Origin of the sequence: Paenibacillus sanfengchensis (assembly GCF_036864765.1) — a bacterium.
Taxonomy (GTDB): Bacteria; Bacillota; Bacilli; order Paenibacillales; family Paenibacillaceae; genus Fontibacillus; species Fontibacillus sanfengchensis.
In genome coordinates, this window is record NZ_JBAGJC010000001.1 from 302,393 (window position 1) to 317,629 (window position 15,237).

Genomic DNA, 15,237 nt, shown 5'->3' on the forward strand with positions numbered 1-15,237 from the left:
CTAACGTATAATGTGCATACAACTATACTAAAGAGAGGATAAATCAGATGATTGAACTAGCCTTGGCCTTTCAGGATAAGGATGGGCAGTACGCTGAGCATGCAGGTGTCGTTCTTGCATCGATTTTCCATAACACGAAATCCGCGGTGAATGTTCATATCTTGCACGATGAAACACTGAGTGAAGATAACCGGCAAAAACTTTTTGAGTTGGCGACCGCCTTTAATCAGACCATTCAATTTTATCCGGTTGCCATTCCTGAAGACCTGCGCCAGGTGATGGAGAATGTGGCTTCGGTTAACGTCTGGACAACAGCCTGCATGTATCGGTTGCTGATACCGGGACTAGTGCCGGTAGACAAAATCATTTATCTGGATTGCGATATTCTGGTAAACATGGATATTGAAGAACTATGGAAAATTGAGTTAAATGGTGCTTATTTGGGGGCAGTTTGGGACCAGAACATTATGAATGTAACGCATACGATCAGTTCCATGGGGTTAAATCCGGATCTTTATTTCAACTCAGGGGTTATTTTATTCGATTTGAACAGCATCCGCCAAAAACCTGACTGGTATGGAGAAACGCTGAACTTTTTCCGGAATTTCCCGGGTACTACCATGCCCGATCAGGATGCCTTGAATGCGGTTTACGGGGGGAATTACCTTCCGCTCGACCTGCGTTTCAACCTTTTTAGCATGGCGGCGGCCGACCCTGACTATCATAATAAAATCGTCCATTTCGCCGGAGAAGATAAATGTTGGGACCGCCATTCCCCAGGCTGGGAACTGTACCTCAAATACCTTAGTTTGACGCCGTGGAGCAAACAAGCACCCCATTACTTCGTGACACCCGCTGCTGCAAGGGAGATAAAGGGCCAGACGCGCATAAGACGAAGAAAGCGGAAAGCGACGGGAGTAAAACTCCGATCAAAAAGGAGCAGAATTCCCCGCATCGCTTTACCCCATTCGAAATCGGTCAAATCCGCGGGCAGGCGCAAGGCGACTCTCCGCAAAAAAAGAAGGGGAACTCGCCGGCGGCCCCTATAAGCTAACAAAAACAAGCGGATGACACCTCTCTTTCGTCAGATCTAAAGCCACGGGGCCCTTTTAAGTAGAAAAAAGAAGTACAGAACCATGTGGTTTTGTACTTCTTTTTTGGCATTGCCAAGTCATATTCCTTACGTCCGGTTTCAAAAGGCAGCCTTAATATGTTCCAGGGTCAACTCGTCCCCGAGGCCAAAAGTAACGGCGACCACGTCAAAACGAATAAGAGCGGCGGATTTGCCGGTTCGTTGAAAATAAATCGCAGCCGTATCGCGAACCTGCTTGATCTTGCGGGCCGTCACGGATTCCGCCGGCGTGCCGAAGGCTGAATTCCGGCTTTTTCGGCTGCGTACCTCCACGACGACGAGTACGCCCTCCTTTTTCGCCACCAGGTCCAGTTCCCCGCTTCTGCAGCGCCAGTTCCGATGCAAAATTTCATACCCTTGGCCGATCAGGTAATCGGCCGCCAACTGCTCGGCCCGCCGGCCCCGGGCTATGCGCTCATCCCGGAGTCCACGACTCTTGTCCTCCGACGAAGAGTAGTGTTTACTCAAGATCCATCCCTCTTTCCGCAAGCTTGTCCGAGCGGTAGATAAAACTTAGGATCTCGGCAACCAACGTATATAACTCCGGCGGGATTTGCCGGTCCAGGTCGAGCTTGGACAGCACCTCGACCAAAGCCGCATCCTCCTGAACCGGTATATCGTTCTCCCGGGCCAGATCCAGTATTTTCTCCGCCAGCAGTCCGCTGCCCTTGGCCGCCACTACCGGGGCATCATGCTTCTGCGGATCGTATTTCAAAGCGACGGCTTTTTTCAAGGAAAGCTCTCGCTGTTCGTCCTTCTCGTTCATACGCGATAATCCACCCCTTTATAGGGACTGGGCGCATAAGACAGGGATGGGGCCAGCTCGTGTCCCGGCTTTTCTCCCGTTTCCCCCGACGGAATCAGTGGCTCGGCCTTTAAAGACAGCAGACGGTATCCCGCGGCATCGAGCGCGGCTTCGATCTCCTGCTGCCTGGATTCCAAGAAGACCCCGGCGATATCCCGTTCGCTATAAATTTTGAGCAGCACTTTTTTATCCGCCACCTGCACATCCACCATGAGCTGTCCCAGCGCTTTCATCTGCAGGTCAAACCAAAGCCGGCAGTTATCGGCATCAAGTTCGCCTTTTCTTCCGCGGCGCGATTCGATGTGAACCGCGGCGGTCTGCTCTCCGTCCGGCCCGATAAACGGCAGGAACATCGTCACCTGGGCAAAAGGCGCGGTCCGGTCCGTCGTCAAAAGCAGCTGCTGTCCGGTCAGCTGCTGGACGATTTGCCGGGCGGTCTCCTGGAGCGGAGCCGGCAGATCATCGGCGGCGGCAACCTGCAGCAGGAGGCTTTTCAAGGTGTCGCGGGCGCTAGCCGACGCGGCGTCGGGCGCCTCCTGCGCGGCCGCGCCCGGCAGCGCCGCTGCACCGGCCGGGTGCGCCGGCGCCGACTCCTGCGGGCCCGCCCCGATCTCGGCGGCGATGGCCGCGGCGGCCGGCCCGGCCAAGCCGGGCTGCCCCGGCGCGGCCTGCTGCACGCCGCCGGGAGCAGCGCCCGCGGGCGATGGCGCTGCGCTTGCCGCGGGCTCGCCGGAGGCGCCCGCGCGAAGCACCTGCTGCTCGTGCTCCGCACCGAGCAGCTTCAGCACGCGCCCCACCCACGGCTCCGCCGGGGGGGTGGGGCGCTGCTGCGGCGAAGGCCCGGCGGGTCCTTCGCCGGGCACCGCCGCTGCCGCAGGCTCGCCGGCAGCGGCAGCGGCGCCCGCCAGCGGCTGTTGCCCGCCGGCGGCGCCGGTCCCGGCCGTCCCCGCTGCGGGCGGGGACGCGCTCCCCGCGGCCGTGCCTTCCAGCAGCACGGCCGCCTTCACTTCGGAGAGCACGGCCTGCAGCTTCTGCAGAAGCTGCGGTGGGAGCCCGCTCTCCGGCTTGACATTGGCCCCCTGGCTCATCATAGCCGCCGGGGGCTCCGGTTCCGCGGCGGCGGCTTGAGCACCCGGAATGCCGCCGCCAGTTGCCCTTACGGCCCCTTCAGCCTGCGGGGCCTTCCCAAGCAGAGCCTTCGCTTCCGGACCGGATGGCTCCGCGGTTCTTCCGGCCGGTATTCCGCCTTTTCCGTCCCATGCCGTACCGGCGGCATCTTTTCCGGCAGGCAAACCGGCTTCCGTTGAAGCAACTTGCCCGAACCACTGGCCCAACTGCTCTTCCAGCGCGGATAACAGCGTATGGAGCGGCGGGCCAAATACGGCCTGCTGCAGGCCTCTAACGGTTTCCCCCGTAAGAGGGAGCGCGCGATTTATGGCAATCCCCGCCGCATGAATCCACTCCGCCAACGGAGTCTCGGGCGGCTTCAGACTATTTAACGATAAGAGCTTCGTTACGTTTTCTTTTGTCAATGGAATTCCGTTCGTCTGCATCAACTGCAGCAAATCACGGTTTTCCGGAGTGTTTTCCAGTCCCATTGTTTCCAAAGCGCTGGCTAAAGAGGCCGCCGACATCGTGCCTGCCGGCGTAGTCTGAATCGGCTTTAACATTAGGACCCCATCCTCCATCTGAGGCTGGACCTGCAGCAACGTAGTCTGTCCTTCCTTCAGCGGAGTCTCCAATGTAGCATGCAATTTGACCCCCTGCACTTGAATAACCGCTTCCTGGCCGTCTTCCGAAACACTTAACACCGTCCCCCGAACGACCTGACCGGCTTTCAAATCCAACGTCTTTGGTGTGCCGGGCTTACTCTCCCCGATCATGCCGCGCAGTATAGGTCCAATATTCATTATCCCACTCCCATCCGCCAAAGTGTATGGAAAACCCGCCCTTGCGGGGCGGGCTTGTTAAAATAAGGTTTGTTCTTCAACAAATAAGTTCCGCATAAAGCTTTTACGATGCATAGGCGTTGGACCGAGAGCCAGAATTTGCTCTCTGTGAAACTTCGTGGCATACCCTTTATGTACCGCAATCCCGTATTCGGGATAAAGCGCATCCCAGGTCCCTTGACATAGCCGGTCACGCGTCACTTTGGCCACGATCGAAGCCGCAGCGATCGATTGACTCGTGGCGTCCCCTTTAATCACCGATAACTGCGGAATCGGCGAGTCGATTTTCTCGGCATCGATAAGAAGATAATCCGGAGCTACCGCCAATTGCTCTACGGCCTGCTTCATGGCCAGGCGTGTAGCCTGTTTTATATTGATTTGATCAATTGTCTCGGAATCCGCATAACCGATTCCTACTGCGACCGCCTGATCCATAATAAGATCATACAGCACGTCCCGTTTTTTCGGACTTAGCCTCTTGGAGTCATTGACATCCTCCAGAACTAACCCTTGCGGTAAAATGACCGCAGCAGCCACCACATCGCCAAACAGGCATCCCCGTCCGACTTCGTCAATGCCGGCGATATTGTGGTATGACCGCCAATATTCTTTTTCATACATTAATAGATCGCTCATAGTGCCTCCTTCATGACGCAACCTTATACAAGCTTACTCTTCTGGATTGTGATGATCAAGTTCTTCCGGACTCCGGCCGACTTGTCTGGTTATGCATGAACATGACTGAAGACAATTCAACGCATCACCTTTATTATCGGCATATAACCTCTATTTTGAGAGTAGATGCCTAAAATTCATCTTACCTAAGTTAGACATCAGTTTCTTTTGTCCTATAGCTAAAGCCACCGGCTTAGCCTTTGGCTCCCATTAGCCCTATTGCTGAACCCCGGTCTACCTGGGGGGCATAGAAAAAAAAGCACGAATCCCAGTGGATTCGTGCTTGGTACAAAAAGCGAACGTAGCGTCCGTCCATGCCCGTTAATAAGGGGCTTCCAGGCTATACCTGCCCAGCTTTCCGGCGCGAAGCTCACGAAGAAAAATGCCGGAAGCCTTCTCCAAATCCACCCGTCCGCCGCTGACGATACAACCGCGTTTTCGACCGATCTCTTCCATGACGGCTACGATCTCGTCGGGATTTTCGGTATCCTGCGGCTGCTCCTTCAGGTCAAATCGTTCCTGAAGCGGATTCCAGTAATACTTCGACAAGTATTTGACCCCGAAAAAAGCGATGTCCTCAATATTTAAAATTTCCTCCCGGATCGCCCCGGTCAAAGCCAGACGATAACCTACGTTCTGATCCTCAAACTTGGGCCAGAGAATACCCGGGGTGTCTAGAAGCTCCATTTCCGTTCCTACCTTAATCCACTGCTGGGCTTTGGTAACCCCGGGACGATCGCCCGTCGCGGCGATGCTCCGTCCCGCCAGGCGGTTGATCAGCGTCGATTTGCCGACATTCGGAATCCCCACGATCAGCGCCCGAACGGCACGCGGGTTAATTCCTTTGGCCAATTGACGTTCGATTTTGTCCCTGAGTAGTTCCTTCGCCATCACCGGGATGTCCTTCACGCCTTGCCCGCTCGTGGCATCCACTTGAATGGCCGCATGGCCTTCTTCCTTAAAGTAATCGATCCACTGCCGGGTAATCGCCGGATCGGCCAGATCCGCCTTATTCAAAACAATGAGCCGCGGTTTTCCCTGCAAAATCTCGTCAATCATCGGATTTCTGCTGGATAACGGAAGCCTGGCGTCAATGAGTTCAATCACCACGTCAATCAGCTTCAGTTTTTCCTGGATCTGGCGGCGGGCCTTGGTCATATGTCCGGGAAACCATTGAATTGTCATGCTCTTTCACCTCTAGCTCCCGATTAGCCAGGCCAACCGGATGTCGTTTAATAGTGCTTGATGAATTGGATATCTTTCAAAGGCCAGAACACGAGATCCGCCCGGCCAATAATGTCCCCGTACGGCACGAATCCGATTCTCCGGCTGTCCGTACTGTTGGACCGGTTGTCGCCAAGCACAAAGATATAGCCCTCCGGCACAACGCCTTCCGGAACGAAGTCATTGGGAAAATTCGCTTCCGTATTATAGAGTTCATTATTCCTATGTTTTTCATTCAGGATATCCTGAATATAAGGTTCTTCAATCGCTTTACCGTTGACGGTAACCGTATCCCCTTCCACTTTTACCGTATCCCCGGGAACGCCGATGACCCGTTTGATAAAATCACGCCCCTCGGAAGGCACATGGAAAACGACGACTTCGCCATGTTTAGGCGCACGAATGTCGTAAATAATCTTGTTCACGATAATTCTTTCACCGGTATGGAAGTTCGGCTGCATCGACGGACCGTCCACAATAAACGGGGCAAAGAAAAGCCAGCGAATCAGGAGTACAAGCACGACAGCGATAACGATGGCTTTCAGCCATTCCAGCGCCTCGCTCTTTTCCTTCTTGGGCGGATCTTGCGGGGTTTCCGACGAGACCGGTTGTTCGGATTGAACTTGATGCTCCATAGTTCCTGACCTCTCTTCGTCAAATATGTAAGTTGCCTGTTTATAAAGAAAAACGTCTACCGACGTATTTTAAAAGGAGTTCCTTCAGCTCTGCTGAAATCATATAAAAATTCCTTCATAAAAAAAGTAAAGGGGCTTGATCGCCCAAGCCCCCCTGATCGTTAACGAATTAACGACGTACTTCTTTAATTCTCGCTGCTTTACCGCGAAGTTCACGAAGATAGTACAGCTTCGCACGACGCACTTTACCACGGCGAGCCACTTCGATCTTATCGATTTTTGGGGAATGAAGCGGGAAAGTTCTTTCCACGCCTACACCGTTCGAAATTTTACGAACTGTAAAAGTTTCGCTGATTCCGCCGCCACGACGCTTAATAACAACACCTTCAAACAACTGGATACGTTCACGAGTTCCCTCAATAACCTTTACGAACACTTTTAAAGTGTCACCAGGACGAAAGCTCGGAATATCTTTGCGAAGTTGTTCTTGCGTAATCGCTTGTACGATATTCATCTAGGACTCCCTCCTTCCACTCAGGTGTTCATGCCTCTTCCGGAGAACCTCTTGTTCTCCCTCATCATCCGCAGAGGACCACCGAATTCACAACAAAAAGAATTTTATCATAATTTTCTATGCATAGCAAGGAATTTTAATTGGGCTCTGGCGAAGGGGGATTCGCCAAGCGCATCATCTTCCTCATGTCGAAATGCATACTCCGGATATTCTTATTCTACTTCATCTCCAGCTTGGTCAGCAAATTCAGCATCGCCTGCGCACTCTCGGCTCGGGTCGCGTAAGCCTTCGGGGAGAACTTGCCGTTCCCCTGCCCTTTCATAAGACCAAGTCCCCCGGCTTCCCGGACCGCTTTGGCCGCCCAGACGGAAACTTGCACTCCGTCCGTGTATGTCATCGATTCGGATGCGGCGATCGCTTCTTTAGTCATTCGGTAAGCACGCACCAGCATAACAGCCATTTCTTCACGCGTAATCGGATCGTTCGGCGCAAAGACGCCCTTGTCCTTCCCATTGATTAGACCGTGAAGTTGGGCCGTGCCGACGGCCGATGCATACCAGGCCGAGCTTTCCGTATCATTAAATATGCCGCCTTCCTGAGCGTTCAAATTCAGTCCCCGAACGAGCATGGCCGCAAATTCCGCCCGCGTTAATTGCCGACCCGGATTGAACTCCGATCCGCCCGTCCCGTTTACGATATGCCGGGCCGCAAGCTGTTTGACGGCGGACTCCGCCCAGTGACCGGTAAGATCGGCGAATGCCTTGTTGAGTTCCAATACGGCGTAATGTCCAGCATGCGCAATATCCGCCACGAGTTTCCCGTCCGCCCGCTGGCCGGGAATATAAATCAGCGAGCCGTCATCGGTCACGCGGTATATGCCGGCCAGCTTGCTGTCGATATGACCATCCGGATCCAGCGAAATCGTGACGGGTAGCGGGAACTGTTCCGGCCCGCTCTTTGTTCCGTCTTTCGTAATCACGGCGATGCCCAGGTCAATCATTCCGCTGCCGCGCCGTACTATGTCGGAATCCGCCACTTTCGCCCACAGCGGGTCCAACTCGGATTTGGCCAACTCCCGCAGCTTGATCGAGATGAACGCATCCCGGGATGGAGCCTCCAAGATGTGTTTCTCCACGGCCTGAAGCACTTTGGACGGGATCGTCAATACGACACCGGCTCTCTTCAGCTCAAGCGATCTTGAAACAAGGATTTCCCCTGCATTCCGCGGAAGAAGTACTTCCTGGTCACCGGCCTCGAGGAAAATCGTCACATTTGAAGTACCGGCTTGTAGCGCTTGCCCTGAGACTATTTTTCGGTTGGCCGCGGCTGGCCAGTTATCGGCCATCGATGCGGTAGGAACACCCGCTCCCGTGTTGCCGGAGCTCGAGCTGCCGCCGGAGCCGGAGTCACCGCCACCCGCCGGAACCGGAGCTAAAATAACCGTTCCGCCCTCCGTCATAGCCTGGAGCGTCACCGTGACTTTCCGCTCCGAACTTACCCGGTATTCGGTTCCTCCGTACAGATCCTTCACCTTGCTGCCCGCCGTAAACGGAACCGGCAAGGTAACCTGTTTGGCTTCATTCTTCACATGAATTGCCGTCACAAGCTGCTCCCCGCCGTATTGCTTGGCAAACGCCAGGTAGCCTTCCTTATTGGACGCCGCAATCGGGGTACGCACCCCTTTGGAGAACACTTTCGAGTGATCGGCCCGGATGTTCAATAGCTTTTGATAATGCGTGAGCAGTTTTTTCTCCGCTTCAAGCCGGTCCCACGGCATATCGCTCCGGTTTTCACCGAATTCCCCTTTACTGATGTCCCCTGCGTTTTTGCCGGAACGTCCGAGTTCCTCACCATAATAAATGACCGGTTGGCCCTTGGACGTGATTTGCATCGCGGCGGCAGCCATCATTTTGCCTTTATCCCCGTTGACATAATGGGTCAAAAAACCGTCCTCGTCATGACTGCTGAGGAATTGCCCCATCATCCTCGTATTGTCCAGCTTGGCTTCGCGTTCGGCGAGATAGGCCTCGACCGATTCAACATCGCCGTTCGCCAGTTTTCGCGCTTCCTGCTTGAAGCCAAAATCGAGCAAACTGTCCATTGTACCGCTCTGCAGTTGCCCCCCGTCGCTTTGGACGGTAGCTCCAAAATATTCGCCGATCAGCTTAAAATCCGTATCGATCGCCGTCAGCGCATTTTTGAAAGACTTCCAGGTCGTATCATCGACATGCTTGACTGTGTCCACCCGGAAGTAGTCGATCGTATCCCCACGGTCCGTTCTCGCCCGCTCAAGCCAGCCAGCCTGCCACTCGATCACTTGCTGCCGGACCAACGGATCTTCGGTTAACAAATCCGGCAAACCGGCAAGCTCGCCTTTTACCGGGTCCGTATCTGCCGAGACGCCGTCCGTCCGAAGCTTGCCGGCAAACCTTTCCTTATCCTGCCGGGTAATGCCCGGGGCGTCATCTCCCGGTTTTAAACCATATCCGGTATGATTCAAGACCACATCGACCATGATTTTTATGCCGCGGTCATGCGCTTTATCGATCAGTTCTTTAAAAGTTTCCATGTCCCCTAAGTGTTCGTCGATCCGGGTAAAATCTTTGGCCCAATAGCCATGGTAGCCATACTGTTTACCGTTAAATCCCGCCCCGACATTATAATCGATATTATCGACTATCGGCGTAATCCAGAGCGTATTGATCCCCAGTTTATCGATATAATCCAACTTGTCGATCAAGCCCCTGAAATCTCCGCCGTGATAGGCTTCCAGGTGATTTTTGTCCACATCCGCATTGTTCGCGGGGTCACCATCCATAAACCGGTCTGTCAAAATAAAATAAATCCGCGCTTCGTCCCAGTCAAAATCGTCGGATTCCCCAGCCTGCGCTCGCGTTTTAACGGTCACTTTCGCCGTACCCGTGTGTCGGTTGCCGTACTGGTCCACCAGCGTGACCGGTATGCTCTTGTTCCCCGGCGTCACCGTATCCTTTACGGCGATGCTTTGCTTAAGAAGCTGCGGATCAAGCTTCGCCTTGACCGGTCCGCCCAGCTCCGAAAGGTCGATATACGCATCCTTAAAAGTCACGGATTCGGACGTAATCGCCTCGATGCGCAGCACCGCGTTTTCATCTGTCACAAAAGCCCCCGGATTCACCTCCGCTTTAACGGTTACCTTCGGTACCGAGAAGATAAGGACGGATTTCCCGTTCACCGTATTTTTCGGATCGGTCAGCTCGCGGGTTACGCCGTCTCGGGTGACCAAAAACGTATACTCGTACGTTCCCGGGGCCGCACCCTTCAGGGTGTAGCTGAACCACTCTTTTTCCGGGATATATCTCATCGTCTCCGCTTTTCCGTTGATCACGACTTTCACTTCGGAAATCGTATCGAGGCGGCCTTCACGGAACAGCTTATCGTCCCGATATAGGAACGTAATGTTGCCGTCCTCAAGAACGGGTCCCAGAATACTCGGCAAAATATCCAACTCATGCACCATACTTGTTACATTGATCTTCGTAAAACCTTCTCCCGGAAGTAGCGGGATGATTCGGTCGTCCGGGATATCCTGTTTGGCCGTGCTCCAATCCGTTCCCTTCCGCAGGACAAACCCTACGTTTGTGGCGTCGGGCGACACCTCGATCAGAGCCGTCGCTATACCGTTTTCGATTCTGTCAAAACGGATTTCGTCATTCTTCACTCCAGTATTCCAGACCCACAAGTTCCAATTCGTATAATCGCGGTCCGGACGGATGTAGTTCAACTGCACGTACCGCTTGGCGTCTACAGAGTCGGCTGTAACCGTAACGGTGATCTCTTTTCGGAACCCGCCGTACGTTACGGAAATGACAGCAACGCCTTCCGCGTTCCCTTGAACCAGACCGGAACTTGTCACCGAAGCGACTTTCGGATCGCTGGAGGCGTAAACCGCTTGCTTGGTTACCGTCCGTTTCCCGCCATCTTCATAGTTGGCATAAACCGCTGTTTGGTGCGTTTTTCCGATGGGCAAAGCATAGCTGTCCTTGTCGACCGACAAGTCTTTGATCACGGCTGCGGCCGCATCGGTCCGTATGATTACGGCCGTTAAAGGTTCCAGTGTGATCGAGCCCCCGGTAAGCGTAAATCCGGACTTTACCGTTACAGGATCTTTGCCGGCCTCGTCATTGTCAACCAATACGGCGCCTGAGGTCAGATCTTCAGAAAGCGATAGCTTTCTGGCCTTATTGTCAGCATTAACAAATACGTAATAATTGCCGGTGCCGTCCGTCGCTTTATTTTTAAACGCAATAACGAGATCCTGTGTGCTTATTTCAGGAATTTGCAACAATGTCACGTTCGTATTGACCAACGTCTGGCCGCCGAGCCGGAAAGCATCCGTAGATTTTCTGAGTTCGATCAACCCTGCCGTGTACTCTTTGGTCTTCACTTGCTCCGGAAACGTGTCCGCATCCGTGGCTTTGGTCCAATCGAACTTGTTGACAGCGTCGGAAGAATCATAAGAATCATGGATGAAATAACCGAATGATTTCCCGTTTTCATCCCTAAGTTCATGATATTTCTGCTCCGGAACCCCTTCCCCAAGCCACTGCTTCGTCCGTCCATACTCCTGCCCGGCATGGAGGAAGGCGGTGCCTTGAGACACCAGAGTAAGCAAATTGCCGAGCCGTAACCGTTTCAATATTTCCGCTTCATTGGCGGGAACGGCCGGATCCTTCTTGGTCGCCTGAGCGATGATATCATGCAAGGTCAAATTATCGTGCGCTTCGATATATTGGACCATGTCCCCGGGATCATCGGCCGGGGTGTTGCCGGGCTGGGCTTTTATATTTTTGAATATCGTCTGAATGTCGCGTGCTCCCCCGGTGATAAACCTGGGCTCTCCCTCGTTACCGTATCCCGATTTCAATTCATTGCGGAACTCGTCGGAGAAAACGCCGACATCGTCCGTTTGGTCCATCCAATCCTGATCCGCTCCTTTGCCGGCCAAGGACGGATCGGAAACCGCGCCGCTGAACGTCTTCCAGCCTTCGCCGATAAACAGGGCTTTCGGATGAATGCCGGAAGCCGCGTTGTAGGCGTTTTGAATCGCCTCATAGGTGGCGTCCCCCATCATATCGAAGCGCATCCCGTCAATTTTGTACTCGGTGAACCAATACTTGACGGAGTCGATCATTAATTTTTCGGCCATTTTACGGTTGGTCGCCAGGTTGTTGCCGAAGCCTCCAAGAAAATTGCCGTTCTGATCCTGGAATGCGTAATAATTGGGCACGATGTCATTGAGAAAATCCGCCTTCGCCATATGTGTATACGCAACATCCAAAATGACGCCCATGCCGGCCTCATGAATCGCATGGATCATCGCCTTCAACTCTTTGATGCGCAAATGAGGGTCTGCCGGATCTTCCGAGTAAGCGCCGTCCGGGGAAAAATAGCTGTGCGGATCGTATCCCCAGTTGTACTGGTTATCTTGGGTGGAGTAAGCGGCCTCGGGATTTTTCATGTTCGCTTCATCTCCGTTGTACCAGGCCATGACCGGAAGAAGTTGAATATGCGTCACACCCAGGGATTTGATATATTCCAGCTTCTTGGTAAAAGCGTCATAAGTTCCCCAGGTGGACTGATGCAGATCCGCGGCTATGGCGGGATCCGAGGTAAAGTCGCGAACATGAATTTCCCAGATCACGGCATCTTCCCTCTGCTCATAACCCGGAATATCCGCGAAATCATAGCCCGGCGGATCCGTTTGACTCAGGTCCACGATCGCCGCTTTGCCGACCGGATCCCCATCCGGCCCGGCCTCCCCCCTGGTGTTAACTCTGAATTCCGCCATCGATTTGGCATACGGATCCAGCACCTTCTTGGCGGTCCCGTTATGGGTCACTTCGTACTGATAAAAGTATCCCTTGAAGTCCGGAATCCCCAGGTCCCCTGGTTTTAACGCCAGCGACCATACACCTTTGTCGCCTTTGGCCAGTTCGATGGGCGCCCCGGCGGGACGGGCCGCATCATCTTTATGATAAACTTGAACGGATACCTTTTCGGCGAGAGGTGCCCATAGTTTTAGCTCCGCTCCACCCGCCCGGTAAGTCGCACCGAGATCATCGCCGTCATACTCGTACAGCTCATCCAGCATTCTCCAACCGCTAGCGGCCAAAACCGTTTTGCCCGCGTAAGTTACCTGGAGGGGGATTTCGTCCAAAGTAAATTGAGCTTCCACCTCTACGCTTGTTTCCCCAGTCATATGCACCCGTTGGACCGTAATGGCCTGACCGTCCTTGCCCATGATCCGCAGTTCCCGCTTCAAAGTCTCGGGCTCCAGGCCATCGGTCGAGGTAAGACTCAGGCGCAGCTTTCCGGCTCCCGCAACTTCCGCCGAGACGAGTCCGGTCGGAATCTCCCCATAAGGAGAAACGTAGACCGTATTGTTTCCTTCCTTTATGAACAAGTGGCGGAAACGGTCCATCATGGTAAAGCTTTTATCGCCCGCGTCCTTTCCCGCATCCCCTTTGGAAGGGTCAAGGACCAGAAAACCGATTCTTTGCGCATCGCTCTTCAGCTTGACGTCCACATAAGCGCCATAGCTGTCGCGCCGCTCGCCCGTGAACATTGTTGCGCCGGTCGGCCAGCCGCTGGACGGACTTTCGGCATCGCCCCATAGCCAAACTCCAAAAGCGTCATATTGCTGATCCTGTCTGACGTAATGAATCCTCACCGTATTGGCCGGAAGCTCGGCAGGCTCAAAGCTGTAAGCCGTATCCGTCCCTTCCTTCAGCCAAACCTCATTCATCTGCGGCGTTACCAGTTCAACGGTTTTATCACCGCCGTCCTTGTCACCGGTTGCCGTATTGACGATAACCATCCCGACTTTTTTAGAGGATGCCGCCAACGGGATATCGACATAGGCTCCGTAAGTATCCATTTGCCCGTCGGGGAAAACTGTTGCCCCGGCCGGCCAATTCGCGGACGGAGCCGCCACGTCCTCGAACAGCCACAGTCCCAAATTTCGGTAATTACCGTCCGTCCGTTTATAATGAACCCGTAAATGATTGGCGGGCACCGGGTTCATCTGGCCCGATTTTTCGGAAACCGGAGCTGCGTAATCAACGGAGACCGTATGGTCGATCACGTCATACAAGAAGATTACTTGGCGATTCTCCGTCAAATGAAGCGGTTCCTTCGCAGTCGGGTATATTTCGCTTTCAGGTTCATTCCCCAAGCTGATCTGGAACTCATGAAGGCCTGCGTACACATCGGCCGTTACGGAATACACATGGTCATAGTCCGCGTCCTTCAGGATCAGGTCTGCGTTCGCCGAAGACCCATTTTCGGATTCTCCAGTCCCATGCTGGAAGCTGCCGATCACTCGCGGCAACCGATCCGCCGGAAGCGGTTTGTAAAAAGTGGAATCCGCAATCCGGTGTGTGTGGTGATTATAGTAAAAAGTAACCTCGGTTTCCCGGGGCAAACGAAGCTGGATATTCCCTTCGGAACCCATTCCGTCCGGATGGCTGTAATGATCGATCCCGTAGCTTTCCTTCCCATCGCCGTCAATAGCCACCTTATACTCGAACGTCCCGGCCGGCAATGTTCCGGTAAACCTGTACTCACCGTCTCCCAGATACGTCATTTCGGTAGCCGCCGCGGCGGGATCCCAATTCGTGTCCGACCCGAGGTGCGTTTGCAAATCGCCTGTCACCACAACCTTGGCGTGGTCCGTGTTCGCCTTCACGGCTGGAGGGATCCAAATCATCGAGACAACCATTGAAAACGCTAGGATAATAACCCAAATCCGCCTGTCTGGTGCATTCAACCTCAACCTCACTGTACATAGCCTCCTTTTTGATTCGTGAAATCGACAAAAACGGCGCAAACGCTTGCGCAAACAAGTTTAACTCTCCCTGGGTCCTTTTATGGACAAAGCCGGACAAATTCACCAATTTCAGCTCCAGAGAAGCTTAAACGAAACAAATGTAAACGCTTCATTGGAAACGTTTGCATTTATCATTGTATTCATCCTTATCTCGTCCGTCAACCGTAAATTACGAAGGGGTGGCAGAGTTGGGGTGAGAAATTACGAAAAAAAGACTCGCTCAGGGATGTTGCGGAGTCCAGTGTTTGAGAGATTTATTAATATCATAAGGCTTTATACCCACAACATAGTGTATCTCCACCTCAGTTTTTGTTCAGGGACGTTACTGATAATCCCGATGAGAGGATTTTCACCTAAGACTGTTTGTCGATTTCCGGGTGACATTTACGCTTCTCTTCGTGGCGTGCGCGTAGCATCGCCTCATTATGCTCCG

Annotated in this window: 9 protein-coding genes; 1 reads left to right on the top strand and 8 read right to left on the bottom strand. The window is 53.5% G+C overall.

What is annotated here, in order from left to right:
* Positions 1-47 precede the first annotated feature (47 nt).
* On the top strand, positions 48-1,049 hold the full coding sequence (locus V4U84_RS01390; protein WP_334072998.1) for a glycosyltransferase family 8 protein: 1,002 nt from the start codon (positions 48-50) through the stop codon (positions 1,047-1,049).
* A gap of 143 nt (positions 1,050-1,192) precedes the next feature.
* Here V4U84_RS01390 and V4U84_RS01395 read toward each other — a convergent pair whose 3' ends face one another.
* The 8 genes from V4U84_RS01395 to V4U84_RS01430 form a co-directional block, all read right to left on the bottom strand.
* Positions 1,193-1,600, bottom strand: a complete 408-nt coding sequence (locus V4U84_RS01395) for a YraN family protein (RefSeq protein ID WP_334072999.1) — start codon at positions 1,598-1,600, stop codon at positions 1,193-1,195.
* Positions 1,593-1,898, bottom strand: a complete 306-nt coding sequence (locus tag V4U84_RS01400; protein WP_334073000.1) for an EscU/YscU/HrcU family type III secretion system export apparatus switch protein — start codon at positions 1,896-1,898, stop codon at positions 1,593-1,595. The genes V4U84_RS01395 and V4U84_RS01400 overlap by 8 nt, the downstream gene beginning before the upstream one ends.
* Entirely contained in the window at positions 1,895-3,847 is a 1,953-nt protein-coding gene (locus V4U84_RS01405) for a flagellar hook-length control protein FliK (protein WP_334073001.1), read from the bottom strand. The genes V4U84_RS01400 and V4U84_RS01405 overlap by 4 nt, the downstream gene beginning before the upstream one ends.
* Before the next feature lie 57 nt (positions 3,848-3,904).
* Positions 3,905-4,522: a ribonuclease HII gene (locus V4U84_RS01410; RefSeq protein ID WP_334073002.1), complete on the bottom strand. Its 618-nt coding sequence runs from the start codon at positions 4,520-4,522 to the stop codon at positions 3,905-3,907.
* A 360-nt stretch (positions 4,523-4,882) separates the two neighbouring features.
* On the bottom strand, positions 4,883-5,746 hold the full coding sequence (gene ylqF, locus V4U84_RS01415) for a ribosome biogenesis GTPase YlqF (protein ID WP_334073003.1): 864 nt from the start codon (positions 5,744-5,746) through the stop codon (positions 4,883-4,885).
* A 47-nt stretch (positions 5,747-5,793) separates the two neighbouring features.
* Positions 5,794-6,420, bottom strand: coding sequence for a signal peptidase I (lepB, locus tag V4U84_RS01420; protein ID WP_334073004.1), 627 nt, complete (start codon positions 6,418-6,420; stop codon positions 5,794-5,796).
* Between the two features lie 169 nt (positions 6,421-6,589).
* Positions 6,590-6,934, bottom strand: a complete 345-nt coding sequence (rplS, locus tag V4U84_RS01425) for a 50S ribosomal protein L19 (protein ID WP_114495903.1) — start codon at positions 6,932-6,934, stop codon at positions 6,590-6,592.
* A 217-nt stretch (positions 6,935-7,151) separates the two neighbouring features.
* Positions 7,152-14,750: a pullulanase gene (locus V4U84_RS01430; protein ID WP_416367204.1), complete on the bottom strand. Its 7,599-nt coding sequence runs from the start codon at positions 14,748-14,750 to the stop codon at positions 7,152-7,154.
* Positions 14,751-15,237 lie beyond the last annotated feature (487 nt).

What these genes read in the sequence shown, in the direction of transcription:
- V4U84_RS01390 (WP_334072998.1), top strand. Translation starts at nt 48, where the DNA reads ATGATTGAACTAGCCTTGGCCTTTCAGGATAAGGATGGGCAGTACGCT.
- V4U84_RS01400 (WP_334073000.1), bottom strand. Translation starts at nt 1,898, where the DNA reads ATGAACGAGAAGGACGAACAGCGAGAGCTTTCCTTGAAAAAAGCCGTC.
- V4U84_RS01405 (WP_334073001.1), bottom strand. Translation starts at nt 3,847, where the DNA reads ATGAATATTGGACCTATACTGCGCGGCATGATCGGGGAGAGTAAGCCC.
- V4U84_RS01410 (WP_334073002.1), bottom strand. Translation starts at nt 4,522, where the DNA reads ATGAGCGATCTATTAATGTATGAAAAAGAATATTGGCGGTCATACCAC.
- ylqF (WP_334073003.1), bottom strand. Translation starts at nt 5,746, where the DNA reads ATGACAATTCAATGGTTTCCCGGACATATGACCAAGGCCCGCCGCCAG.
- lepB (WP_334073004.1), bottom strand. Translation starts at nt 6,420, where the DNA reads ATGGAGCATCAAGTTCAATCCGAACAACCGGTCTCGTCGGAAACCCCG.
- rplS (WP_114495903.1), bottom strand. Translation starts at nt 6,934, where the DNA reads ATGAATATCGTACAAGCGATTACGCAAGAACAACTTCGCAAAGATATT.